A 24593-nucleotide genomic window follows, 5' to 3' on the forward strand; every position below is an offset into this window, starting at 1 on the left:
TAAAGTAATCAACATTTACACATTGCAGAATTTACCAAAAACACCTAAAGGAAGTTTAATGCCTGCAGTAGCCTGAAGATATAATTCGCCCGTCTCTAAATTTTTAACATTAGGGTATGATGTGCGAATTAAGTTCTCTACAATAACAGAAGAAAATCCAAGAGAATAAGTGTTTAATATTAAGAAATGTTCCTTCTCATCTAATAACTGAACTACATCTTGCATCATTTCCTGAATATGGTCTTCAAGCTTCCACTTTTCGCCATTTGGGCCATGACCGTAGGCAGGTGGGTCAAGAATAATTCCGTTATATTTTTTACCTCTTTTGAGCTCTTTTTTAACAAACTTTAAAGCATCTTCCACCATCCAACGGGTATTTTTTAAGCCCGAAAGTTCCTGGTTTTCGTTTGCCCACGTTACTACCTGTTTAATCGAATCTACATGAGTAGTTTCTGCGCCAGCTGCATTTGCAATTAAAGATGCAGCGCCAGTGTAAGCAAAAAGGTTTAATACTTTCGGTTGTGGAGTTTTAAATTTTTTAATTGATGAAGAAATAAAATCCCAGTTTACCGCTTGTTCTGGAAAAACACCAACGTGTTTAAAAGAAGTTAAGCCTAAACGAAGTTTAATGGCAACTTCATTATTTTTATATTCAACATGCCATCTATCTGGTGTTGCAGGATTTTTTTTAACCCATTCGCCAGAAGTTGCAGAGCGACCACGAAAAGTGATGTTGGCTGTTTTTTTCCATTCTTGTTCTGATAATGTTTTTTTCCAAACGGCCTGTGGCTCTGGTCTGATTAAAATAACATTTCCAAAACGTTCTAATTTTTCAAAATCCCCGCAATCAATTAGTTCGTAATCTTTCCAATGGGTTGGGGCAAGTAATTGTATCATGTGTTAATTTATGTAGTCATCATTACGAGATCCGAAGTAATCTTAATTGGTTTATTTTCAATTAGATTGCTTTTGCCTCGCGATGACGATTAAAGTTAAAACTTATCTTTGGCAGCTTTCATAAAGCGGCTGGCAAATACGAAGTCGTTAAGTTCTTTAATATCTGTATGTGCGATTTCTTTGTTACTACCTTCCCAGAATTTTTTTCCTTCGTGTAAAAAAAGAATATAATCCCCAATACCCATAACGGAGTTCATATCGTGAGTAACTACAATGGTAGTGGTTTTAAATTCTTCAGTTAATTCCTGAATCAATTCATCAATTACGATAGATGTTTTTGGATCTAAACCCGAGTTTGGTTCATCACAAAATAAATATTTTGGATTCATCGAAATTGCACGGGCTATACCTACACGCTTTTTCATTCCTCCAGAAAGCTCTGCTGGAAATAACTTGTTTTTCCCTGCCAAATTAACCCTTTCTAAACAGAAATTTACACGCTCCATTTTTTCTGCTCGTGTTTGATCGGTAAACATATTTAAGGGAAACATAATATTATCCTCAACAGTCATACTATCAAACAAAGCCGATCCTTGGAAAAGCATTCCAATTTCTTTACGAACCTCAATACGTTGTTCATAGGTCATGGGAGTAAAGTCTCGTCCATCGTAAAGAACAGAGCCCGAATCTGGCTGATGTAAGCCAACCATACATTTTAATAAGGTCGTTTTACCAGATCCTGAACCTCCAATAATTAAATTAGTAACGCCTTCTTCAAATTTTCCTGAAATACCTTTTAAAACATCGTTTCCAGAAAATGATTTGTATATATCTTTAACTTCGATCATTATAATAACAATTGAGTAACTAAATAATCGCAAACAAGAATAGAGATACAGCTAATTACAACTGCTCTTGTACTTGCCTGAGAAACTTCTAATGCTCCACCGCGAACATAAAATCCTTCGTAAGCTGGAACTGAGGTGATAATGAAGCCAAAAACAAATGCTTTAACCAATGCCACTACAATTGTATATGGATTGAAATCAGTTGTAATTCCTTGAATGTATTCTGCAGGTGTAACCGCTCCAGAAATCGAGCCACCAATATAGCCACCTGAAATGCTTAAGAACATTGAAATGATAACCAACATCGGTACCATTGTGATGCCTGAAATGATTTTTGGAAGAATTAAATAACCTGGCGCATTAATACCCATAATTTCAAGGGCATCAATTTGCTCGGTAACTCGCATAGAACCAATTTCCGACGAAATGGCTGAGCCAATTTTACCAGCCAGTACAATTGCACTAATGGTTGGACTTAGTTCCAGAATACTCGAATCTCGGTTTACAGAGCCAATAATTGTTTTTGGAATAAAATCGCTTACCAACTGGAAAGCAATTTGCAAGGTCATTACCGCACCAATAAAAGTTGAAATAATAGCGATTAACCCCAACGAGCCAACGCCAACATAATCCATCTGTTTGGCAATTTCTTTAAGATATATCTTCAGTTTTTCCGGCTTTCTGAATACTGATTTGAGTAGCAGTATATACCTGCCGAAATTGGTAAAATTCATTCCGTATGTGTTGCTTAATTTAAATGTTCAATATATATTATACTACAAAGAAACGATAAAAAAGTTGTAGGCCTTTGTTAATTACAAAAATATTCGTGGTTTTAAATATAAATATGGTTTTTTGCTTACAAAAATTAAACCATAAAAGTATGAAGGCTGTAATAACCGGAGCAACAAAAGGAATTGGTAGAGCAATAGCGATTAAGCTCTGGGAAAATGGTTACGATTTGCTACTTACGGCTCGAAATCAGCCAGAACTCGAGAAACTTCGGGATGAACTATTTGTTACTGGGAGAACAATTTTAATTTATGCGGTAGATTATGGCATTAAAGAAGAAGTCTATAAATTTTTAAATACAGCGGAGAATGAATTTGGTTTCGTTGATGTTTTAGTAAATAATGTTGGCGCTTTTTTACCAGGTAGTATGCTCGATGAGGATGATGAAACCTTTGAGAAACAGCAAAATATAAATGTAAATGCTGGTTATTATATCAGTAAGTTTTATGGAAAAAAAATGCGTTCACAACAGCGTGGGCACATATTTAACATTTGTTCGGTGGCTAGTAAGGCGCCTGTAAAAAATGGTGGAAGTTATAGTGTAACAAAAGCAGCGATGTTAAGTCTTAATCATGTATTGCGGCAAGAGTTAGCTCCACACAATGTAAAAGTAACTGCTTTTTTGCCGGGTTCAACCAAAACATCATCCTGGGAAGGAACAACGATTCCTGATGAAAAATTTGTACAACCCGAAGATATTGCAGAAACTCTATTTACCATTTTAAACTTAAGTAAAGGGGTAAATGTTGATGAAGTGCTAATTACTCCGCTGGATTTTTAAACACAAAATGAACAGCGTTATGGAAAAGAAGCTTTTTAGAAACGAACACGATAAGATGATTGCGGGTGTGGCTTCGGGGCTTGCAGATTATATGCAGGTAGAGGTAACCATAGTTAGATTATTGTTTGCATTATCTGCCATATTTATGGCTGGAGGTGGCTTGGTAGCCTATATAATTATGTGGATTATTGTGCCGGTTAACAATGACCCAGCAGCAAAATTCTCGAAATTTAATGATTACTTTAATAAAAACAACCCAAATACCCCACCATTTGGAAATGCTGATCCCTTTGCAGGCCCAGTAGGTTCGGGTAATACAAACTGGACTCAGCCTGTTAGCGATGCACAGAAAACACCATTCGAAACACAAGCGAATTTTGGTAAACTAAATAAACCAAACGATACTGGCCGTACAATTGGAGGATTAGTTTTACTTGTAATCGGATGTTTTTTTTTAATGCGTGAATTGGACTTCATTCCAGATTGGTTCAGATTCAGAAACTTCTGGCCAGTTATCTTTATCGTTTTAGGTATTAGCATAATTGCGAAATCGAAAAGAAAAAATGAATGGGCGGCCTTTCAAAACCAGCAAACTGGTAACGAGCCTAAAGCCGAAACTGTAACGGATGCAGTAGTTGTTGAGGAAACTCATATACCAAAAGACGAAAATAATTCAACACCTAATAACCCTCAAGTATAAATATTATGAAACTAGATAGATTAATCTGGGGTATTTTACTGCTTTTCATTGGCGGTGTACTCTTACTCGAAAATTTTGGCGTAATCGATTTTTACTGGCGTAACGTATGGCATTTCTGGCCTGTGTTTTTAATTATTGCAGGTGTAAATATTCTTTTTAATAAAAACAATTCGCAAACGGGCAGTATAATTTCGATAGCTGTTTTAGTTGTAACCTTGTCTTTTCTTTTCTTTAGAGGGCAGCAAGAACCTGATCGTAACTCGTGGTGGGGACATAATTTTAAAAAGGATGTTGATATCAATATAGATGATAACGACGACAACGATAATGATAGCAATGATACTGCTTTCAATCAGTTGAAATTATCTGAGCCGTTGGTAGCGATAGATAGTGCGAAAAAAACCATTCTTAATATTTCTGGAGGTGGGGTTTCTTTTAACCTTGATGGTGAAACTGCTGAATTAATTAATGCTGACATTAAGAAAAAGCATGGTAATTTCTCTTTAACTAAGCAAACTACCGACAGCACAACTGTTTTAAATTTTAAAATGGGTGATAAAAAGAATAAGTGGAATTTTGGTGATGGTGGTAATGATGTTGATTTCAAGTTGAATAAATTACCAGAATGGACAATCAACATGAAGCTAGGTGCTGGAGAGGCCGATTTTGATTTTGCAGACTATAAAGTTCGCACTTTCCGTTTCGATGGAGGCGCTGCATCTATGGATATCAAGATTGGAAATTTGTTGCCAATTACTGATGTAATAGTAAAATCTGGAGTCGCCGAAGTTAAAATAAAAATTCCTGAAGGCTCTGGTTGTATAATTAAAACAAAAACAGGTTTATCGGCAAAAGATTTCTCTGGATTTGATAAAATTAGCGATGGCGTTTACCAAACTTCGAATTATAAAACATCTACAAAAAAAATCTTTATTAATTTAGATGGTGGATTGAGTAGCTTTGAGGTTGATAGATATTAAAAAGGTTTAAGGTTTAAAGGCTGAAGGTTTAAGGCTTATATCATCAAAGCTTGTAAAACCCTAATCTTAAAATCATAAAATCAAATGAATCCTAATCTGTATACAGTAGTTATAAACGGAAAACCTCAAGGGCCATATAGCCTTTCTGAGCTTAATGATTTAAACATTAAACCAAATACGTTTATACGGAAACCAGGAATGGACGATTATAAAGAAGCTCATGCAATTCCAGAATTGCGTGAGCTTTTGGGTTTTAGTTATCAAAAAACTGCACCACAATATTTTGCTTCTTTCGATTTAAGACTGCTGGCTTCGGTTATCGATCATTTCTTGATTTTTCTAGTGTTCTGCGCAATCATTCTTTTTAGTTTTATTTTTGTTGAAGGGAAAGATCTACGAATTATGGCTTTTCTGATTCCATTGCCATCCATTTTCCTCGTTAAGTTAATTTACGGAAGCATCGCCGAATCGACTAAAAAACAAGCTACCATCGGAAAACGTTTGGTAAATATAAAAGTTACCGATTTAGAAGGAAGTCCAATTTCTCTTGGTAAATCTTTAGGAAGAAATTTTTCTAAAATATTTTCTGTAATCCCTGTTTTTTTTGGCTATTTATATAGTTTTTTGAATAAGAAAAACCAATGCTGGCATGATATCGCCGCCGATACTTTAGTTATAAAAGATAGGTTAATTTAAAACTGGTTGAATTTAGGTCATTGACTGGAAGTTGCTAGTAAACATTCAGTCATTCTATCATACAAAATTCTCTCATTCGAAATTCTATCTATATCTTTGCAATCGCATGGAAAATATTTTGGCAAAGCATGAGTTAGGTGGTGGATATTGCAACAGTTTAACGCAATATTCGAGGTTTTTAACCCGCGAAGTAAATATTGGTGATATCGCTTTGGGCGGTCATAATCCAATTCGAATCCAATCGATGACCACCACCGATACCATGGATACCATTGGAACGGTTGAGCAAACCATCCGAATGATAGAATCTGGCTGCGAATATGTTCGTATTACTGCGCCTAGTATTAAAGAAGCCGAAAATTTAGCCAATATTAAAAAAGAATTACGCTACCGCGGATATAATGTTCCCCTAATCGCCGATATCCATTTTACGCCGAATGCAGCAGAAATGGCAGCTAGAATTGTAGAAAAGGTTCGCGTAAATCCAGGTAATTATGCTGATAAAAAGAAATTCGAAAATTTAGAATATACACAAGAAGCCTATACAGCCGAATTAGAAAGAATCAATAAAAAGTTTATTCCGCTTATTAAAATTTGTAAAGAATACGGTACAGCGATGCGTATTGGTACAAATCATGGTTCCCTTTCGGATCGTATTATGAGCCATTACGGTGATACACCACGTGGAATGGTAGAATCGGCAATGGAGTTTATGCGTATGTGCGAGGCCGAAAACTATTATAATCTGGTTATTTCAATGAAAGCCAGTAATACGCAGGTAATGGTTCAGGCTTACCGTTTACTGGTAGAAACAATGGTAAAAGAAGGTATGAACTATCCTTTGCATCTCGGTGTAACCGAAGCTGGCGATGGAGAAGATGGTCGTATTAAATCGGCTGTTGGAATAGGAACTTTATTAGAAGATGGTTTAGGCGATACTATTCGTGTTTCGTTAACCGAAGACCCAGAATTTGAGGCTCCAGTTGCCAAAGCTTTGGCCGACCGATATGTTTTCAGAAGCAAGGAATCGGAAACCAAATCATCCGTTTCACAACCATCTCCCACCAAAACTTATTCTCCTTACGCTTATGCTCGAAGAATCACAGAATCTGTACAGCACATTGGAGGCCATCACCACCCCGTTGTAATGATCGATGTTTCGGCAGAAAACCTAAAAGATCCTTATTTTTTAAGTGCTGTAGGTTATAATTACAGCGCTGGTTTAGATAAATATAACCTAGCAGATCAAGCTTGTGATTTAGCTTTCTTAGGCGATAATTTACCATCATTCTCTTTCCCAGGGAACTTAAAACAAGTGTACAATTATCAAACCTGGTTAGGTTTAAAGGATAAAAATAATTGCCACCCATTATTTTCTTTAGATGAGTTTAATGAGTCAGTAGTTAAGGACGAGCATTTAAACTTCGTAGAAATTGATGCAGCGCATTTCAATCATTTATCTTTACATCAACTGATTAATGTGGTTTTTGTGTTGAAGACATCTGCAAACCATGGAATGGCTGAACAAAGAGAGTTTTTTGTTGCGCTTCAAGAGAAAAATATCCAGGTCCCAGTAATCATTAAAAGGACTTACCAAGAATATGATGCAGATCATCTGCAACTTTATGCTTCAACCGATTTTGGCGCTTTATTTACTGACGGTTTTGGAGATGGTATCTGGATTGATGCTCGGAATGCAGGTTTAGCTTTGCTTAATTCTACAAGCTTTGGTATTTTACAGGCAACAAGAACAAGAATAAGCAAGACGGAATATATTTCTTGTCCAAGTTGTGGTAGAACGCTTTTCGATTTACAGGAAACCACCCAATTAATTCGTTCTCGCACCGATCATTTAAAAGGCTTAAAAATTGGTATTATGGGCTGCATTGTAAACGGTCCTGGCGAAATGGCCGATGCCGATTATGGTTACGTAGGAACTGGTCCTGATAAAATTACCCTTTACAGAGGGCAAGAAGTCGTGAAGAAAAATGTAACTACCGCTTTTGCTTTGGATGAACTGATTGATATTATTAAAGGTGATGGCAATTGGGTAGAGAAAGAATAAATTGCTTCAATTGATGAAAGATCGATATCGTAATAACAGCTGCTCCAAAACTTTACTGGTGCTGGCAGAACTTAATAAATTTGTTTCGACAAGCTTTACGTAACAGCGATTGATTGCCTCATTCATTTTCAAATCAATAACCTACATTTGTTTTAATGAATATTCCTACTTTTCAATATATATTCAATGAGTTAAGAACATGGCTTGTTGAAAAAGATCTTTCGGGTACAGAATTAATTTATTCTTACTTTTTTATTGGATTAATTGGTGTAACATTCTTCCTTTTTATAACTATATTTTTAACCAGACAAGTATTCATTTTTGCTGTAAAAAGTGCTAAAACAAAACCAAATTGGCAAAGTGCGCTTTTCGAATTTAGAGTTTTTAGAGCTTTTGCATTAATATTCGGTGCATACATAATTTATAATGCTGTTCCTTTTATTTTTATTGATTTTACGAACTGGCTTTTTTATGCATTAATAATTTCTAAAATTTATGTGGTTTTGGCAACCATGTTTGCTATCAATGCTTTTCTTAACGCACTTGTTTCCATCATGGAATCATCGCGAAAATATGCCGACAAACCAATAAGAAGTTATAAGCAAGTTGCTAAAATCATTATCTATATTCTTGGTTTTGTATTGATTTTATCAATTATTTTAGATAAAGATCCTTTATATATTTTTGGTGGTTTCGGGGCTGTAACGGCGGTTTTTATCTTGGTTTTCCGCGACCCAATTTTAGGTTTTGTAGCCTCTGTACAAATGAGTGCGATTGATTTAGTTCGTGTTGGTGATTGGATTACGGTTGAAAAATACGGTGCAGATGGTGAGGTTACAGAAATTAATTTAACTACTATTAAAGTTAGAAACTGGGATAAAACCGTAACCATTGTGCCAAGCTATGCCATTGTAAGCGAATCGTTTAAAAACTGGCGTGCCATGGAAGAAAGTGAGGGTAGACGAATTAAGCGACATATCAATATTAAAATTTCGAGCATAAAATTTTGCGATGAAGAGCTCATTTCCCGTTTGCAAAACATCGATTTTCTGAAAGATTATTTAAAAGAAACCCAGTTGCAAATTGCTAAGTTTAATGCTGAAAATGCTGTCAATCCCAATAATCTGGTTAACGGAAAACACATGACTAATATTGGTACTTTTAGAGTTTACGCAGAAAAATATTTGGAAAGTAACCCTTTTATCAATACCGATTTAACTTTTATGGTTCGCCAGTTACAGGCAACAGAAAATGGTTTGCCTATAGAAATTTACGTGTTCTCAAAGGAGAAAGGTTTAAGGAAATTTGAAGAGGTTGCTGCCGATATTTTCGACCATTTACTTGCTGCGGTTCCCTATTTTGATTTAGAGATTTTCCAAAGCCCAAGTGGAAGTGATATGCGTGGTTTTGTAGGAAGGGGGAACGATTAGATTTTTTTTCTCATACAAAACCTGGTTCAGCTTAACCGTAATTTAAGACTTTCTGCATACTTGCATTGTATTGTTTTAGTAAACGGGATTGCAGCGATATCCTTTTATTGCAGCAGTTCGATAAACTAATAATGCTAACGTTCGCGATAAAAGATTTAGCGCAAAGCCCGACGAGCATTAATCGGTGTTACTGTTTTGGCTTTTCAAAAAACTTTTAAGAACGAAATTGCTTTAATAAGCATTGCTAAACGTAATGCTTTTCTTTTTTAAATAATGAGTAATTTTGAAAACACGAATTATGCTACTTAAATATCTGCGTTTTTTACTACTTCCGTTCTCCTTAATTTATGGTGTGGCAATTGTTATTCGCAAAAAGCTGTACGATTGGGGCGTTATACGCTCGGTTAAATTCGATTTGCCTGTAATTTGTGTAGGTAATTTAGCGGTCGGCGGTTCGGGCAAAACACCAACAACCGAATATTTAGTGCGTTTATTAGCCGATTATAAAATTGCAATTTTGAGTAGGGGCTACGGCCGAAAAACAAAAGGTTTTATATTGGCTGATGATATTGCAACTGCCGAAACCATTGGCGATGAACCGTTGCAATATCATCAGAAATTTGAAAATATAACAGTTGCTGTTTGCGAAGATCGGGTAGCTGGCATCGAAAAATTAAAGGAAAATCATGATTTAATTATTCTTGATGATGCCTTTCAGCATAGGGCAGTAAAAGCTGGTTTTAATATTCTACTCTTTGAGTTTCAAAAACTCGGCACTTTACAATTCTTGCTCCCAGCGGGAAATTTAAGAGATGTTTTTTCATCGCGAAAAAGAGCTGATGTGTTGCTGGTTACTAAATCGCCAGTTCCGTTATTGCACGTAGCACAACAAGCTTCTGTTAACGAATTACAGCCAAACCGTAATCAGTCAGTTTTACATTCATATTTAAAATATGGCCTTCTACAACATTTGTATAAGGCAGAAAGCCGTATTTTAGGTTCGATAAAAGATTATGAAGTTTTTCTTTTAACAGGGATTGCCAACCCCGAACCTTTGGTTAATGAGCTCGAAAAATATTCTAAAACCATTAAACACCTAGAATTTCCTGATCATTACGCATTCAAAGAAGTTGATATTAAGAAGCTTAAATCGACTTTTGAGGCTGGTATAAAAAAAGATAAAATCATAATCACAACAGAAAAGGACAGCAAGCGTTTAAGAGCTACTGGATTTGAAGATTTACTGGTAAATTTACCCGTATATTATTTACCTATCGAGGTTGATTTATTTGAAGAAGATAAGATTAACTTTGACGAACTTATTTTAAACTATGTTAAGAGCAATAGAAGAAACCGTTGAGTACATAAAACGTAAAACCGAAAACTTTAAACCAGAAATAGGAATAATTTTAGGAACTGGTTTGGGTGGTTTGGTTAAAGATATTGAAGTAGAGCATCAATTGATGTACTCTAATATTCCAAATTTTCCAATATCAACATTAGAGTTTCATAGCGGCAAATTAATTTTTGGAACTTTAAACGGAAAGAAAATCGTAGCCATGCAAGGTCGTTTGCACTATTATGAAGGTTACACTATGCAGCAAATTACATTTCCTATTCGCGTAATGAAAGGTTTAGGTATCGAAAATTTAATTGTTTCGAATGCTGCAGGGTCTTTAAATCCTGAGTTTAAGAAAGGTGATTTGATGATTATTGAAGATCATATTAATCTTCAGCCCGATAATCCATTACGAGGCATAATTGAAAGCTCGTTAGGCCCTCGTTTTCCAGATATGAGTCAGCCCTATAAAAAAAGTATTATTGCCAAAGCTTTAGATATTGCAAAAGATGTTGATGTAAAATGCCATAAAGGTATTTATGTAGCTGTTTCTGGTCCGAATTTAGAAACAAAGGCAGAGTATAAATACTTACGTTTAATTGGTGCCGATGCGGTTGGTATGAGCACTGTACCAGAAGTAATAGTTGCAAACCACGCAGGTTTACCCGTTTTTGCAATCTCAGTTTTAACTGATGAGGGTTTTCCTGAAGATTTACAGCCTTTCAATTTAGACGAGATTTTAGAAGCTGCAGCAAAAGCAGAACCTAAAATGACTGAAATTTTAACCAGATTAATTGCCGAATTATAAAATGCGTAGAGTTGTTCTGTTCTGCTTTTTAATTTCTTTATTCGTTGGAATAAGCGATGTTTTTGCTCAAGATTTAAAAACGAGTGTGGGTAATAATAAAGAGCTGGATTCTTTACGCAAGAAAGAAGAGGGGGAAAAGGATTCTATTGTTTACAATGCTAAATACATTAAATTCACGAAAATGGCTTTAAGTAAAGACAGTATTGTGCTTATTCCCTTAGATACATCTACTTTTAATATTCAAAATTATAGCCCTTTAATGCAACCTAAACACCCAACAATTACAACTGGAAGTATGGGGCAGGTTGCAAGGCCATTGTTATATGAGCCTTCTAAAAGAATTGGTTTCGATCCAGGTTATCATTCTTTAGATTATTATGCTTTAACACCCGAAGATATTATTTATTATCAGGCTAGAGCTCCTTTTACAAGTTTGTACTTAGTAAGTGCAGGGCAAAAGGAGCAATTTTTTAAAGGGATCCATAGTCAGAATATTAAGAAAAACTGGAATGCTGGTTTTAACTTTAATAGAATGGATTCGAGAGGGTTTTATAGCCGCCAGAGAGGGGATAATTTAAACATTGCCCTGTTTAGCTGGTATCAATCGCCTAGTAAAAGGTATAACATGTGGGCTTCTGCTATTTTTAATACGATGCGTGCTTACGAAAATGGCTCTGTTCGGGCAGATAGTATTTTTAATACTGGCTACTCAAAAATTCAGAGAGATGCTGAAGCCATTCGGTTATCAAATGCCAGAAATTTGTATCGAAAAAATACAGTTTTTTTAAAGCAAACTTATTATGTTGGCAGGATAGATAGTTCTAAAACAAACAGTTCGATTTTACCAACAAATAAAGTTACCTACACTATTGAATACAATAATGATAGTTACGATTTTACTAAAGATCAGTTAGATGATAACAGTGTTATTCCAACAGCCTTAGATAAAACTACAAAAATGACGCTTAGGCCTACTGATGCTAGTGATTTGGCTTTGGATCCTACCTTTACCAACGATTCAACACATGTTCAGCATATTAAAAATGAGTTTGTTTACAGTTTTTTTTTAAGGGCTAAAAATTCATCAGTAATTAAAAATGAATTGAAGTTGGATGCCGGGATCCGACATGATTATTATAACTATACTACGATTGGCAGAAGGAAAAATGGTAATACTTACGAAAACAGCAAATTTGGTTTCCAAAATTTAAGCATTATTGGTGCATTAGGTTATCGTTTTACCAGTAATATCGACTTCAATTTGGATGTTCAACAGATTTTTCAGGGTAGAAATGCTGGAGATTTCCTGTATGAAGCTAAAAGTAGAATTGCCCTAGGCAAAGATATTGGAAGAATAGAGTTAGGGGCTTATCTTCAAAATCAATCTCCTTCAGAAATTTTTAGTTTTTACAACGGTAACCATTTCTTCTGGACTAATTCCGATTTAAAAAACACTAAGGTTGCTAACCTATCTTTTGAGTATATAAATGATAAACTGGGTTTGCAGGCGGGTGCTAAATATTTTCTAACTAGCAACTATCTATATTTTGGAACAGGTAGTACATTAATTAAGGATTATAATATAAAACCATATCAGGAAACCTCTGATATTAGTTTAATTCGTTTAGATGTTTCTAAGAAATGGAAGCTGGGTAAATTTACAATTGAAAATTATTTAGCTTACCAAAAAACGGATAATGAAAGTATTTTAAGAACGCCTGAGTTTTATACCTGTAATAGTTTTTATGTTGATTTAAACATTTTTAAAGTTTTAAAAACTAATATTGGCTTTGATGTAAGGTACAATACATCTTATGCTAACTATTCTTATTCGCCTGCTGTATCGCAGTTTTTTGTAGGAGATGCAACTGTATTTAAATCTACGCCAGTAGTTGATGTATTCTTGAAAGCTAACTTAAAACGGGCAAATATTTTTGTGAAATATGATTATGCGAATCAAGGTTTATCCTCAACGGGATATTATACGGTAAATCGATATCCGATGCCCGACGCCTTACTTAAATTTGGCGTAACCTGGAATTTTTACGATTAATAAAAAAGCCTGTTTTGAATTTCAAAACAGGCTTTTTTACTTAAATCGTTTTTCTACAATGAATAACCGATTGTAAAACCTAATACACGGTTTCTTAATTTATCATCATTAGTTCTCGAATCTTTAGGTACTAAATTAGATATACCTAAACCATAATTTGCTCCGATTGATACTCCACTATTTAAGCGGTATGCCAATCCAAAGTTAGCTCCAAAATCAATGCTGCTTAAATCATCGCTAGTTGTACTACCAAATTCTATATCTCTATCGGTAAACGATGAACCTGCAACAGCACCATTTGTATAGGTTCCTGTGTATTTGTTTTTACCAGAAATATTGAAACCAACGTATGGCCCTGCACTAATTTGGAATGCACCAGCATCGCCAGTTGGGATTCTTACTACAGCATTAATTGGCACTTCGATAGCCATAACATCTTGTTTAAATGTTCCCGTTACAGTTGTTCCAGCTGCTGTTCCTGTGCTTTCTAATTTTGCACCTTTGTTTTGTAACGAAACGCCTGGCTGAATGAAGAAGTTATTTCCAACTCCGAAATCGCCAAATGCAGTAACGTTATAACCAACATTATTTTTGTAATCACGATCTAAAGCACCAGTACCACTGTAACTAGAAAGGTTAACACCTGCTTTTAATCCGAATCTTGCAGAGTTGCCACTCATGGTTGTTTGTGCAAATGCACCTGTTGCCAACAATAAAACTCCTGCACTTAATAGTAACTTTTTCATAATATTTTCTTTTTAGGTAAAAGATTTTTCGTTTAAGTATTTCCAGGTAAATCCTGAATTAATTAAACCTCTCATTCCAAAAGCTATGCCAAAGTATCAAGTGTGTTACATTTCGATTGCTAATTTATTGATGTACAGTATGTTTTGCGGCTCTTTCAGTAAGCTTGTTTCTTGGTATAAATGCTTCTTTTGATTCCTTAATTCTGTATAGTTAACAGGAATTATTTAGCTTTTAGCTGAAAAATAAAAAGGGAGCTAAGTTTTCTGGGGTTTCTTTTTTGCTGCTGGAAAAAGAACATTATTTAAGATTAGCCGATAACCTGCAGAATTTGGATGTAAATTTAAATCGGTTGGTGGGTCGCCAACAGCGTGTTGGTAATCCTCTGGATCGTGGCCGCCATAAAAAGTAAACTGACCTTTACCAATTTCTCCATGCAGGTATCTAACTTCTGCTGCGCCTTTGTTTTCACCTAATACGGTAACGCTTGTTTTAATCAGACTTTTTTTAAAAGCAGTTGTTTGACCCATAAACCCTTTAATAACTTTATCATGGTTTTGCGTAAGCATCGTTGGAACTAAATCCCATTTAGCAGAAAAATCGAATAAGGTAAAATAATCGTTCGATTCATTTAAACCTCGGTTATTGGTTACATCAATATCCGAAAATTCGTAATTCATTGGGTTGTTGTCCAGTTTAAAATTTTGGAAAGCTAGCGATTTGCTGTAATCAAGCTTCGATTGTGCATTTGGATCAGCAGCATCACCATCGAACATGGCTGCGCAAATATCTACGCCATCGGCTGCAAGGGCGATATCAAAACTATCCGTTCCAGAGCACATGGCAAACATAAAGCCACCACCAGCACAATACTCTTTTATGTGTTTGGCTACATCCAGCTTCATTTGCGAAACTTTTTTATAACCCATTCTTTTGGCTAAGGCTTCCTGGTTTTTAACATCTTCCTGGTACCATGTTGCATACCTGAAAGATGACCAAAAGCGCCCGTACTGACCAGTAAAGTCTTCATGATGTAAGTGGAGCCAATCGTACTTGCTTAGTTTATCTTGTAAAATATCATCGTCATAAATTACATCATAAGGAATTTCTGCGTAGGTTAATACCAAGGTTACGGCATCATCCCAGGGGAGTTTGCTTTTAGGCGAATAAACGGCAATTTTTGGCGTTTTCTCGAGCTTCACCATCTCCATATTAACGGATGGATCACTAATTTCGTTTAGTAAGTTGGTTACTTTTGCATCGGCCAATACTTCATAAGATACAGCTCTTATTTTACATTCGTCTTCAACGGTTTTATTGTATTTAATCAAAAAGCTTCCGCCTCGGTAATTTAATAACCAATCAACTTCAACTTGTTTGCTTATTGTCCAATATGCAATTCCGTAGGCCTTTAAATGATTTTTTTGATCTTCATCCATAAAAATTAATAGGGATGATGCTTTTACACCAATGCTGGTTAGCAAGCAGAAAATCAAAATGTAATACTTCTTTTTAGTCGCCATAATTACATAAAACACTAAAATACTTCATTTAGTCTGTTTCCAAAAATTTAATCGTGTTATCGATTTGAATTACCTACATTTTGCAGGGATAAATTTTTTGTTATTTTTTTGACTAGTTTATGTTTTATGTGCATTTAACTTTGTTCGTAAACCTGACAAAAGCGGCAGCCCCGAGTTTTTTTTTACGAGGGCTACAGCGAATGGCAGGGCTGAATAATAAGAAGAATTACCCAAACATTCGTTTTCTTAATATTTTTAGGAAGATAATGACATATTTAAATCTTTAAAGATGTTCTATTTATACAATTTTGTTATTTTTGCGGTTCCCATAAAAGTTTTAAAATTTTTGGGATGTTTTTAATAAAGAAAAATTGATATGAGTAAAGCAATAATAAAAACCGAAAAAGGTGATATGACTGTTGAGTTCTTTGAACAAGATGCTCCGAAAGCAGTTGCAAACTTTAAAAAATTAGCAAAAGAAGGCTTTTACGATGGTGTAACTTTTCACCGTGTAATTCCTAATTTTATGGTTCAAACAGGTTGCCCTAATTCAAAAGATGGTGCTTCTGGTATGCCTGGTACTGGCGGTCCTGGTTACAAAATCGATTGTGAATTAGATGGTGAAAACCAATATCACGATCGTGGTGTGTTATCAATGGCTCATGCAGGTCGTAATACTGGTGGTTCGCAATTCTTTATTTGCCACAGCAGAACTAATACTGCGCATTTAGATCGTAACCACACTGTATTTGGTAAAGCAGTTGAAAATGTTGATCTTGTTGATGATATCCGTCAGGGAGATAAAATTTTAACTGTCGAAATAATTGAAGATTAAAATGCGTTGAGCGTAAGGCGACTGGCGTTTTTACGCTTTATCCTAAACGCTAATCGCTTAACAAATTAAATATGAATTTAAGAGGAATTGTTGCCGTTTCGGGCAGACCAGGTTTGTTTAAACTTGTGGGACAAAATAAAGTAGGTTATATTTTAGAAGGTTTAGATGCACAAAAACTTAAAGTTGTGGCTAACATCACAAATACTAAGCTTGCATCGTTAGAAGATATTACCGTTTACGGCGAAGATGAGGAAATTAAATTAGTTGATGTTTTTACGAAAATTTCGGCTAAAGGAACTACTCCAGATACTAAAGCTGATACTTCGGTTTTACGTGCTTACTTTAATGAAGTTGCGCCAGGACATGATGAAGACAAAGTTTATGCTTCTGACATGAAAAAAATTATTGGCTGGTATAACTTAATTAAAGATTTGCCATTGTTTACTGAAGATACTCCAGAAACACAAGGTACACCTGCTGAAGTGAAATTATCTGAAGAAAAAGCTGCTGCAGATAAAAAACAGAAAGCTACAGGTGCTAAAGCTTCAAACGCGAAAGCAACTACTAAAACATCTGCTCCTGCTAAAAAAGCAAGCATGACAAGTAAAAAAGGAGTTTAATTGCTTCTTTAAAATGTTAAAAAAACATCGAATTTATTCGATGTTTTTTTATGCGCTTAAATTTAAGAGAAGTACCAAATTAGGCCACAAATTAGAGAAGATGCAATTATGCTAATCCAAAAATATTTGTCGCCTCCGCTTTGTCTGCTTTTAAATTTATATTGTCGTTTATATTTATCAAGTATCATAGCTTTTTATTTAATGATGATTTTATTAATTCAATTCCACACGATATTTAATTTTATCAACCGATAACGTTATATTTTCTATATTATGCATGATGATAGGGCTCGCCTTTTAAAATGCTGAAACCGCGATACAATTGCTCTACAAAAAACAAACGAATCATTTGATGCGAAAAAGTCATATCAGATAAAGATATCAAACCATTTGCTCTTTTATAAATGGTATCATCGAAACCATATGGTCCGCCGATGATAAAGATTAAATGTTGTACACTACCAACCATTTGTTTGTTAAGGTAATTAGAGAATTCTACTGAGCTATACTTTTTCCCTTTTTCATCAAGTAAAATAACAACATCGCCATTATTAATTTGTTTGTGTAATAGCTCAGCCTCTTTTGCTTTCTGTTGTGCCTCTGATAAGTTTTTAACATTTTTAACATCAGGTATAGCCAAAAAACTAAAGTTTATATAGTGTTTTAGACGGTTAATATATTTATCAATGCCTTCAATTAAGTATTTATCTTCTGTTTTGCCAATGGCGATAAGGGTAATCTTCATTTAATATTTACCTATATTTATCATTTTTCAATTCAAAGATAATGTTAAAAACACAAGCACAAATAATATCTACCTACAGCATAAAAATTAACGAAGTTACTGCCCAGATTAATAAAAGAAAAAAACTGGTTGATCAGCTTTCTTTAGTGCGTATTGGCTTGTTCGTTGCCGAGGTTTTGTTATTCGTTTTACTTTTAAATTCTGCTGAAGATGGTTGGAGAATGCTGATTCAAATCGGCTTAATAATCCCAGTTATTGTTTTTGCATTTGTAGTTAAAAAGCAGAGTAAGTTAGATCTTGAGATTAATTATCAAAAGCAATTATTGTGGGTTTATCAAAATGAATGGAATCAATTGAATGATATTAAAAACGGTTATGATGATGGAACTCAATTCGAATCAGAATCACATCCTTATAGTTCGGATTTAGATATTTTTGGCAATGCATCTTTATATTCTTTGATAAACAGATGTTACACCAAAAGCGGCAAAGTGATGCTCGGAAAAAATCTTTCTGAAAAAGCATCGACAGAAACAATTTTAAAACGACAGGAGGCTGTTAAAGAAATTTTAAGCAATATTGACGATACTTTCGATTTCAGAGCAAATCTACAAGGGCACGATGTAGAGAAAATTGAATTGATTAAAATACAATTGGAGCAGCAACTTGGCAACCAGCTAGCTTTTGTTCGAAATAGGTTTTTAAAATTTTATGTAACATTAACGCCCTACATTTCTTGCCTAATAATTCTTGCTGCGGTGTTTGTAAATACTATTTTTTGGAATGTGCTTACGCTTTATTGTTTAATTAATATCGCATGGAATGTTTTACAAGGCTCAAAAATAAATAAGGTTTTTTATAGTTTTAGCGGAGGTTCAAATCTTTTAAATGGCTATGCCGATGCCATACTTTGGACTGAAAACCACAAATGGAAGAATAGTTATATTTTATCATTAATTGGCTCAAATACGCCAGTAAGTAAAGAGATTAAAAGCCTGTCTAAAATTATCCAAAATTTCGATTCCAGGTTAAACATTGTAGTTGGAGTTGTTTTAAATGCGCTTTTACTTTGGGATTTAAGGTGCTGTGTTAATTTAAATCAATGGCATCAATCTTCATCAACAGATGTAATTTCAGCCCTTAATCATTTGGGCGATTTCGAGGAACTAATCTCTTTAGCAACGCTTGCGTATAATCACCAGGAATGGGTTTTTCCAAGTGTTGAAGATTCCTTTACTTTAAAAGCAGCGCAAATTGGGCATCCTTTAATATCGCCAGAAATTAGAATCTCCAACGATTTTAGTGTAGAAAATTTACCAACGGTAGATATTGTAACGGGTTCGAATATGGCGGGAAAAAGTACTTTTCTCCGCACCTTGGGCATTAACATGGTTTTAGCTTATACAGGTGCCCCAGTTTGTGCTAAGGCGATGCGTTTATCGGTGTTTTCTATAAATACTTATATGCGGATAAAAGATTCGCTTAACGAAAGTACATCTACTTTTAAAGCGGAGTTAAATCGACTAAAAATGATTTTAGACAATGTAGTAAACGATAAAAAAACTTTTGTTTTAATAGATGAAATGCTTCGGGGTACAAATAGCCGTGATAAGTATTTAGGCTCGAAAGTATTTGTAGAAAAACTTATTGCCGAAAAAACACCAGCACTTTTTGCTACGCACGATTTGCAATTAGCTGATTTAAAGCTTACGAATCAAAATACACTTCGTAACTATCATTTCGATATTACAATTAATAACGGAGAGATGATGTTTGATTACAAGCTGAAAAATGGCCCATGCGAAACTTTTAATGCTGCAATATTATTAAAAGAGATTGGTTTAACCCTCGATTAGTGAATTAGAATTTAATCACCTGTTAACATTAACTTCTCATATTTATAGAATTAAAAATATGGAATGATAAAATCTACAGATTTTGGCGAAGATTTTTTGTGGGGCGTTGCAACAGCAGCAGCCCAAATAGAAGGCACATCCGATATGTATGGTAAAGGACCATCCATCTGGGATACGTTTTCTGCCAAAAATGGAAAAATAAAAAAAGGCCATAAAATAAATGCTGCCTGCGATTTCTACCATAGGTATAGAGAAGATATTGCCTTGGTTAACGTTTTGGGGTTTAAAATTTTTAGATTTTCAATCGCCTGGTCGAGAATTCTTCCTTACGGAAAAGGAGAAATTAATCAAGAAGGCATTAGGTTTTATCATAATGTTATCGATGAATGCCTGGAAAATGGCATCACACCATATATTACCTTATATCATTGGGATTTGCCACAAGCTTTGGAAGATGAGGGCGGCTGGACAAGTTTTAGCATTAACGCAGCGTTTAATGCCTTTGTAAGTATTTGTGCATTAGAGTTTGGTGATAAAGTTAAAAACTGGATTATCATTAACGAACCTTTTGGTTTCACTTCTTTAGGATATATGCTTGGTGTACATGCACCTGGCAGAACAGGATTAAGCAATTTCTTTTCGGCCGTTCATCATACGGCTTTGGCCCAGGCTGAAGGCGGTAAAATTTTACGTGCTGAAATTAGTAAAGCAAATATTGGTACAACATTCTCTTGTTCTGAGATACTGCCAAACACGCAAAGCGATAGCGATATTATTGCAGCAAAAAGGATAGATTGTTTAATGAACAGGCTTTTTATCGAACCAACTTTGGGCTTAGGTTTTCCGACTGCAGATTGGGATTTGTTGGAGAAGTTTCAAATAGAATACGGAACGTGGCGACATATCGATCGTTATAAATTCGATTTTGATTTTATTGGTCTGCAAAATTATTTTCCACTAACGGTAAAATACAATGCTTTTATCCCAGTTATTCAGGCTTGGGAAGTTAAAGCTAAAAGTCGAAAAAAGCCGCATACAGCAATGGGTTGGGAAATTAATCCCGATAGTTTTTACAATATTATAAAGCAGTTCGCGGCCTACACAGGTGTAAAAAATATTATTATAACCGAAAATGGAGCTGCATATCATGATAAGATTATTGATGGTACAGTGAATGATGCCGAACGTATAGCTTACTTTCAATTATATTTAACTGCGTTACTTAAAGCCAAAAACGATGGTTTGCCAGTTACTGGTTATATGGCCTGGACTTTAATGGATAATTTTGAGTGGGCTGAAGGTTTTAATGCCCGCTTTGGGTTGGTTTACAACGATTTTAAAACCCAACAGAGAACCATTAAAGATTCGGGTTATTGGTGGCAGCAGTTTCTGAACATATAGTATTACAGAATGTAGCGTTTGTTTTTTATGGCTCGTTTTATATTTATATCTTATAATTATGAAAACCAGACTATTTACAAAAAGCCTTTCCGCATTATTTTTATCCATAGTTTTATTAACCTCAGCTTGCAAGCAAGAAGATCTTTATAGTTCGAAAGAAAAAGACGAGCAAGAACTGAAAATGCTTAGAGCAGAAATTCAAACAATGTCCGATCAGGTAAGTTGTGATAATCCTACAGATTGGAAAATCGTTCCTATTGGCTCCAAATCATGCGGTGGTGCAACTGGTTTTGCGCTCTATTCAATAAATATTGATACCAAATTATTTTTACAGAAGGTTACTGATTACAACTCTAAACAGAAAGCTTTTAATGTAAAGTGGAATTTAGTTTCGGCTTGTAGCATCATCATCGCTCCAAAATCTATAATCTGTGAAAATGGTAAACCAAAAATTGTCTATTAAAAAAAACACTGTTTTAAAAAGGCAGGCATAAAACATAAGACTGTTTTTTTTGAAATTATTTATATATTTTTATTTAGACTTAATCTAAATAATGTATATTTGTATCGTGGTTTAGAAATAGCACTCAACATTATATTTTGGTTAGTTTTTGTTGATTAGTAAGTCCTGTTTGCCCGCGTAAAACGAACGCGGGTAAATCAGGCGCAATTTAAGATAACATTAAAAAATTTATTTATGTGTAAAACTCTTGTTCTTGCTCAAAATGAAAATATAACTATAGCACAATGCACTAATTGTAAAATATTAAACATTTGGAGATCGGGTGTTTTAATGAATTTTTCTTTCGAGCAGTTTCATGTTTTTTACAAGGCAACCGAAAGACTTGAGTTTGATAATTACTTAGAAAATAGGCCCGATGGCAAAGAAGTTGTAATCTTGTCAACACCTTTTCCTGATATAAGTTTGGTTTTTACTCGAGAAGAATGGCGTGAGTTTTTTGAAAAAATGGAAGAAGCTTCTTATATGCAACGGGTTTATGAACTCGTACATAATTAAATTTATCAATTTCTCTTTAACAAAAAATCCCATTCTGAATTTATACAGATATGGGATTTTTTGTTTAGAATAATGAATTATGCGAATCTTTTTTTAGTCCTTTTTTTGTCTATAAACTAGCAGCTTTTGCAGCTGCATCTCTTCTAATAATATTTAATGCACCACCAGCAACAAACCACTCAATTTGCTGAGCATTGTAACTGTGGTTAACTGGAAATTGCTCTTCAGTTCCATCTGCATGGTGTAAAACCAAAGTTAAAGGTTTATCTGGAGCAAATTCTGTTAAGCCTAAGATATCGATTTTATCGTCTTCAAGAATTTTATCATAATCATCTTTATTAGCGAATGTTAATCCTAGCATACCTTGTTTTTTAAGGTTGGTTTCGTGAATACGAGCGAAAGATTTTACCAATACCGCACGAACACCCAAATGACGAGGTTCCATAGCTGCGTGTTCACGAGATGAACCTTCTCCATAGTTTTCATCGCCAACTACAATCGATCCAATGCCTGCCGCTTTGTAATCGCGTTGCGTTGCAGGAACCGGACCGTATTCGCCAGTTAATTCGTTTTTAACATTGTCGGTTTTATCGTTAAAGTAGTTAACTGCACCAATTAACATATTGTTTGAAATATTATCTAAATGGCCACGGAATTTTAACCACGGGCCAGCCATAGAAATATGATCTGTTGTGCATTTTCCTTTTGCTTTAATTAAAAGATTTAAGCCTTTTAAGTCTGTGCCTTCCCAAGGTGTAAAGGGATCTAACAGTTGTAAGCGATGAGAAGTTGGTGAAACCAAAACCTGAACATTAGAGCCATCTGCCGCTGGAGCTTGAAATCCTGCATCTTCAACTGCATAACCTTTCGGAGGTAATTCATGCCCTGTAGGTGGATCTAATTTAACCTGCTCGCCTTTATCGTTAGTTAATGTATCGGTTAATGGATTGAAACCTAAATCTCCTGCAATTGCAATTGCTGCAACCATTTCTGGCGATGCTACGAAAGCAAAAGTATTTGGATTACCATCGGCACGTTTAGCAAAATTTCTGTTGAATGAGTGTACAATAGTATTTTTTTCTGCTTTCTCTGCACCTGTTCTATCCCACATGCCAATACATGGCCCGCAAGCATTGGTAAAGATTGTTGCATTTAAATCTTCGAAAGTTTTTAAATAACCATCGCGATTTGCAGTATAACGAACTTGTTCCGATCCTGGGTTGATACCAAAATCTGCTTTTGTTTTTAATCCTTTAGAAATTGCCTGATTTGCAATGGAAGCCGCTCTAGATAAATCTTCGTAAGATGAATTGGTACATGAACCAATTAAACCCCATTCTACTTTTAAAGGCCAGCCGTTTTTCTCTGCTTCAACTTTCATCTGCGAAACAGGAGTAGCTAAATCTGGCGTAAACGGGCCGTTTAAATAGGGTTCCAGTTCATCAAGATTAATTTCGATTACTTGATCAAAATACGTTTCAGGATTAGCGTAAACTTCATCATCACCAGTTAAATAAGAAGCAATTTTGTTTGCTTCATCAGCAACTTCGTTTCTGTCGGTAGCACGTAAATAGCGTTCCATACTTTCATCGTAACCGAAAGTAGATGTCGTTGCTCCAATTTCGGCTCCCATATTACAAATGGTACCTTTTCCTGTACAACTTAAATTAACAGCGCCATCGCCAAAATATTCTACAATGGCACCAGTACCGCCTTTAACAGTCAAAATACCTGCAACTTTAAGAATAATGTCTTTAGCGGCAGTCCAGCCATTTAATTTGCCCGTTAATTTTACACCAATTAGCTTAGGGAATTTAAGTTCCCAAGGTAAACCAGCCATAACATCGCAAGCATCGGCACCTCCAACACCAATTGCAACCATTCCTAAACCACCAGCATTTACGGTGTGCGAGTCGGTTCCAATCATCATTCCGCCTGGGAATGCATAATTTTCTAAAACTACCTGGTGAATAATACCAGCACCTGGTTTCCAGAAACCTATACCATATTTGTTTGAAACTGAGGATAAGAAATCAAAAACTTCGGCACTTTCAGTTCTGGCATGTGGTAAATCTATCGCAGCGCCTTCTTTAGCCGTAATTAGGTGATCGCAGTGCACTGTTGAAGGCACTGCCACTTGCGGACGGCCAGCTTGCATGAACTGCAAAAGCGCCATCTGAGCAGTTGCATCTTGCATTGCAACGCGATCTGGTGCGAAATCTACATAATCTGTTCCTCGAGAGAACGCTTTTTTAGGATCACCATCCCAAAGGTGAGCGTATAATATTTTTTCGGATAATGTTAAAGGTCTGCCTACTATTTTACGAGCTGCATCTACGCGGCTGCCAAAGTTTGCATAAACCTTTTTAATCATGTCTATATCAAAAGCCATACTTTATATTTTAAAATTATTGTAATAACAACACTAACTAAATTAAACAATTTTAAACAAACTTGTTTTT

At 35.1% G+C, this 24593-nt stretch carries 22 protein-coding genes; 15 read left to right on the forward strand and 7 right to left on the reverse strand.

Annotated features, from left to right (window positions below):
• Positions 1–15 precede the first annotated feature (15 nt).
• The 3 genes from ABD692_RS11115 to ABD692_RS11125 form a co-directional block, all read right to left on the reverse strand.
• A complete protein-coding gene (locus ABD692_RS11115) occupies positions 16–897 on the reverse strand; it encodes an RsmD family RNA methyltransferase (RefSeq protein WP_316756356.1) in 882 nt (293 codons plus the stop codon).
• Between the two features lie 95 nt (positions 898–992).
• Complete coding sequence (locus tag ABD692_RS11120; protein ID WP_316756359.1) at positions 993–1745, reverse strand: ABC transporter ATP-binding protein; 753 nt, start codon at positions 1743–1745, stop codon at positions 993–995.
• Positions 1745–2479, reverse strand: a complete 735-nt coding sequence (locus tag ABD692_RS11125) for an MlaE family ABC transporter permease (RefSeq protein WP_132403625.1) — start codon at positions 2477–2479, stop codon at positions 1745–1747. The genes ABD692_RS11120 and ABD692_RS11125 overlap by 1 nt, the downstream gene beginning before the upstream one ends.
• Positions 2480–2628: 149 nt before the next feature.
• On the opposite strand from ABD692_RS11125, the gene ABD692_RS11130 reads away from it, so the two are divergent.
• From ABD692_RS11130 to ABD692_RS11170, 9 genes are all read left to right on the forward strand, one after another.
• Positions 2629–3318, forward strand: coding sequence for an SDR family oxidoreductase (locus ABD692_RS11130; RefSeq protein ID WP_344766985.1), 690 nt, complete (start codon positions 2629–2631; stop codon positions 3316–3318).
• Positions 3319–3337: 19 nt separating this feature from the next.
• Positions 3338–4018, forward strand: coding sequence for a PspC domain-containing protein (locus ABD692_RS11135; RefSeq protein ID WP_344766986.1), 681 nt, complete (start codon positions 3338–3340; stop codon positions 4016–4018).
• Positions 4019–4023: 5 nt separating this feature from the next.
• Positions 4024–4998: a LiaF transmembrane domain-containing protein gene (locus tag ABD692_RS11140; RefSeq protein WP_344766988.1), complete on the forward strand. Its 975-nt coding sequence runs from the start codon at positions 4024–4026 to the stop codon at positions 4996–4998.
• An 84-nt stretch (positions 4999–5082) separates the two neighbouring features.
• Complete coding sequence (locus ABD692_RS11145) at positions 5083–5694, forward strand: RDD family protein (protein WP_344766990.1); 612 nt, start codon at positions 5083–5085, stop codon at positions 5692–5694.
• Positions 5695–5800: 106 nt separating this feature from the next.
• Positions 5801–7759, forward strand: a complete 1959-nt coding sequence (ispG, locus tag ABD692_RS11150) for a (E)-4-hydroxy-3-methylbut-2-enyl-diphosphate synthase (protein WP_344766992.1) — start codon at positions 5801–5803, stop codon at positions 7757–7759.
• 155 nt (positions 7760–7914) lie between these two features.
• Entirely contained in the window at positions 7915–9189 is a 1275-nt protein-coding gene (locus ABD692_RS11155; protein WP_316756376.1) for a mechanosensitive ion channel family protein, read from the forward strand.
• A gap of 298 nt (positions 9190–9487) precedes the next feature.
• Positions 9488–10549: a tetraacyldisaccharide 4'-kinase gene (gene lpxK, locus ABD692_RS11160; RefSeq protein ID WP_344766998.1), complete on the forward strand. Its 1062-nt coding sequence runs from the start codon at positions 9488–9490 to the stop codon at positions 10547–10549.
• Complete coding sequence (locus ABD692_RS11165; protein WP_344767000.1) at positions 10521–11336, forward strand: purine-nucleoside phosphorylase; 816 nt, start codon at positions 10521–10523, stop codon at positions 11334–11336. Before lpxK ends, ABD692_RS11165 begins: the two co-directional genes overlap by 29 nt.
• Position 11337: 1 nt before the next feature.
• On the forward strand, positions 11338–13389 hold the full coding sequence (locus tag ABD692_RS11170) for a putative porin (RefSeq protein ID WP_344767003.1): 2052 nt from the start codon (positions 11338–11340) through the stop codon (positions 13387–13389).
• Between the two features lie 53 nt (positions 13390–13442).
• On the opposite strand, the gene ABD692_RS11175 is transcribed toward ABD692_RS11170, so the two are convergent.
• Together ABD692_RS11175 and ABD692_RS11180 are read right to left on the reverse strand one after the other, a co-directional pair.
• Complete coding sequence (locus tag ABD692_RS11175) at positions 13443–14135, reverse strand: porin family protein (protein ID WP_344767005.1); 693 nt, start codon at positions 14133–14135, stop codon at positions 13443–13445.
• Between the two features lie 255 nt (positions 14136–14390).
• On the reverse strand, positions 14391–15572 hold the full coding sequence (locus tag ABD692_RS11180; RefSeq protein WP_344767082.1) for an asparagine synthetase B: 1182 nt from the start codon (positions 15570–15572) through the stop codon (positions 14391–14393).
• Between the two features lie 460 nt (positions 15573–16032).
• On the opposite strand from ABD692_RS11180, the gene ABD692_RS11185 reads away from it, so the two are divergent.
• A complete protein-coding gene (locus ABD692_RS11185; RefSeq protein ID WP_316756388.1) occupies positions 16033–16491 on the forward strand; it encodes a peptidylprolyl isomerase in 459 nt (152 codons plus the stop codon).
• Positions 16492–16562: 71 nt separating this feature from the next.
• Positions 16563–17111: a DUF5606 family protein gene (locus tag ABD692_RS11190; RefSeq protein WP_316756390.1), complete on the forward strand. Its 549-nt coding sequence runs from the start codon at positions 16563–16565 to the stop codon at positions 17109–17111.
• A 271-nt stretch (positions 17112–17382) separates the two neighbouring features.
• Here ABD692_RS11190 and rlmH read toward each other — a convergent pair whose 3' ends face one another.
• The gene (gene rlmH, locus ABD692_RS11195) at positions 17383–17856 is read right to left on the reverse strand and encodes a 23S rRNA (pseudouridine(1915)-N(3))-methyltransferase RlmH (RefSeq protein WP_316756392.1); all 474 of its coding nucleotides are present in this window, start codon (positions 17854–17856) and stop codon (positions 17383–17385) included.
• A gap of 41 nt (positions 17857–17897) precedes the next feature.
• On the opposite strand from rlmH, the gene ABD692_RS11200 reads away from it, so the two are divergent.
• The 4 genes from ABD692_RS11200 (at position 17898) to ABD692_RS11215 (ending at position 22131) form a co-directional block, all read left to right on the forward strand.
• A complete protein-coding gene (locus ABD692_RS11200; RefSeq protein ID WP_344767009.1) occupies positions 17898–19712 on the forward strand; it encodes a MutS-related protein in 1815 nt (604 codons plus the stop codon).
• Positions 19713–19775: 63 nt separating this feature from the next.
• On the forward strand, positions 19776–21113 hold the full coding sequence (locus tag ABD692_RS11205) for a GH1 family beta-glucosidase (protein WP_344767011.1): 1338 nt from the start codon (positions 19776–19778) through the stop codon (positions 21111–21113).
• Between the two features lie 58 nt (positions 21114–21171).
• Positions 21172–21576, forward strand: a complete 405-nt coding sequence (locus ABD692_RS11210) for a hypothetical protein (protein WP_344767013.1) — start codon at positions 21172–21174, stop codon at positions 21574–21576.
• A 234-nt stretch (positions 21577–21810) separates the two neighbouring features.
• Positions 21811–22131, forward strand: a complete 321-nt coding sequence (locus tag ABD692_RS11215) for a hypothetical protein (RefSeq protein ID WP_316756400.1) — start codon at positions 21811–21813, stop codon at positions 22129–22131.
• A gap of 109 nt (positions 22132–22240) precedes the next feature.
• Here ABD692_RS11215 and ABD692_RS11220 read toward each other — a convergent pair whose 3' ends face one another.
• Entirely contained in the window at positions 22241–24523 is a 2283-nt protein-coding gene (locus ABD692_RS11220) for an aconitate hydratase (protein WP_316756402.1), read from the reverse strand.
• Positions 24524–24593: the final 70 nt, after the last annotated feature.

It is taken from the genome of Pedobacter ginsengiterrae (assembly GCF_039537385.1).
In the GTDB taxonomy this organism is placed as follows: domain Bacteria; phylum Bacteroidota; class Bacteroidia; order Sphingobacteriales; family Sphingobacteriaceae; genus Pedobacter; species Pedobacter ginsengiterrae.

What these genes read in the sequence shown, in the direction of transcription:
- ABD692_RS11115 (WP_316756356.1), bottom strand. Translation starts at nt 897, where the DNA reads ATGATACAATTACTTGCCCCAACCCATTGGAAAGATTACGAACTAATT.
- ABD692_RS11120 (WP_316756359.1), bottom strand. Translation starts at nt 1,745, where the DNA reads ATGATCGAAGTTAAAGATATATACAAATCATTTTCTGGAAACGATGTT.
- ABD692_RS11125 (WP_132403625.1), bottom strand. Translation starts at nt 2,479, where the DNA reads ATGAATTTTACCAATTTCGGCAGGTATATACTGCTACTCAAATCAGTA.
- ABD692_RS11130 (WP_344766985.1), top strand. Translation starts at nt 2,629, where the DNA reads ATGAAGGCTGTAATAACCGGAGCAACAAAAGGAATTGGTAGAGCAATA.
- ABD692_RS11135 (WP_344766986.1), top strand. Translation starts at nt 3,338, where the DNA reads ATGGAAAAGAAGCTTTTTAGAAACGAACACGATAAGATGATTGCGGGT.
- ABD692_RS11140 (WP_344766988.1), top strand. Translation starts at nt 4,024, where the DNA reads ATGAAACTAGATAGATTAATCTGGGGTATTTTACTGCTTTTCATTGGC.
- ABD692_RS11145 (WP_344766990.1), top strand. Translation starts at nt 5,083, where the DNA reads ATGAATCCTAATCTGTATACAGTAGTTATAAACGGAAAACCTCAAGGG.
- ispG (WP_344766992.1), top strand. Translation starts at nt 5,801, where the DNA reads ATGGAAAATATTTTGGCAAAGCATGAGTTAGGTGGTGGATATTGCAAC.
- ABD692_RS11155 (WP_316756376.1), top strand. Translation starts at nt 7,915, where the DNA reads ATGAATATTCCTACTTTTCAATATATATTCAATGAGTTAAGAACATGG.
- lpxK (WP_344766998.1), top strand. Translation starts at nt 9,488, where the DNA reads ATGCTACTTAAATATCTGCGTTTTTTACTACTTCCGTTCTCCTTAATT.
- ABD692_RS11165 (WP_344767000.1), top strand. Translation starts at nt 10,521, where the DNA reads ATGTTAAGAGCAATAGAAGAAACCGTTGAGTACATAAAACGTAAAACC.
- ABD692_RS11170 (WP_344767003.1), top strand. Translation starts at nt 11,338, where the DNA reads ATGCGTAGAGTTGTTCTGTTCTGCTTTTTAATTTCTTTATTCGTTGGA.
- ABD692_RS11175 (WP_344767005.1), bottom strand. Translation starts at nt 14,135, where the DNA reads ATGAAAAAGTTACTATTAAGTGCAGGAGTTTTATTGTTGGCAACAGGT.
- ABD692_RS11180 (WP_344767082.1), bottom strand. Translation starts at nt 15,572, where the DNA reads ATGGATGAAGATCAAAAAAATCATTTAAAGGCCTACGGAATTGCATAT.
- ABD692_RS11185 (WP_316756388.1), top strand. Translation starts at nt 16,033, where the DNA reads ATGAGTAAAGCAATAATAAAAACCGAAAAAGGTGATATGACTGTTGAG.
- ABD692_RS11190 (WP_316756390.1), top strand. Translation starts at nt 16,563, where the DNA reads ATGAATTTAAGAGGAATTGTTGCCGTTTCGGGCAGACCAGGTTTGTTT.
- rlmH (WP_316756392.1), bottom strand. Translation starts at nt 17,856, where the DNA reads ATGAAGATTACCCTTATCGCCATTGGCAAAACAGAAGATAAATACTTA.
- ABD692_RS11200 (WP_344767009.1), top strand. Translation starts at nt 17,898, where the DNA reads ATGTTAAAAACACAAGCACAAATAATATCTACCTACAGCATAAAAATT.
- ABD692_RS11205 (WP_344767011.1), top strand. Translation starts at nt 19,776, where the DNA reads ATGATAAAATCTACAGATTTTGGCGAAGATTTTTTGTGGGGCGTTGCA.
- ABD692_RS11210 (WP_344767013.1), top strand. Translation starts at nt 21,172, where the DNA reads ATGAAAACCAGACTATTTACAAAAAGCCTTTCCGCATTATTTTTATCC.
- ABD692_RS11215 (WP_316756400.1), top strand. Translation starts at nt 21,811, where the DNA reads ATGTGTAAAACTCTTGTTCTTGCTCAAAATGAAAATATAACTATAGCA.
- ABD692_RS11220 (WP_316756402.1), bottom strand. Translation starts at nt 24,523, where the DNA reads ATGGCTTTTGATATAGACATGATTAAAAAGGTTTATGCAAACTTTGGC.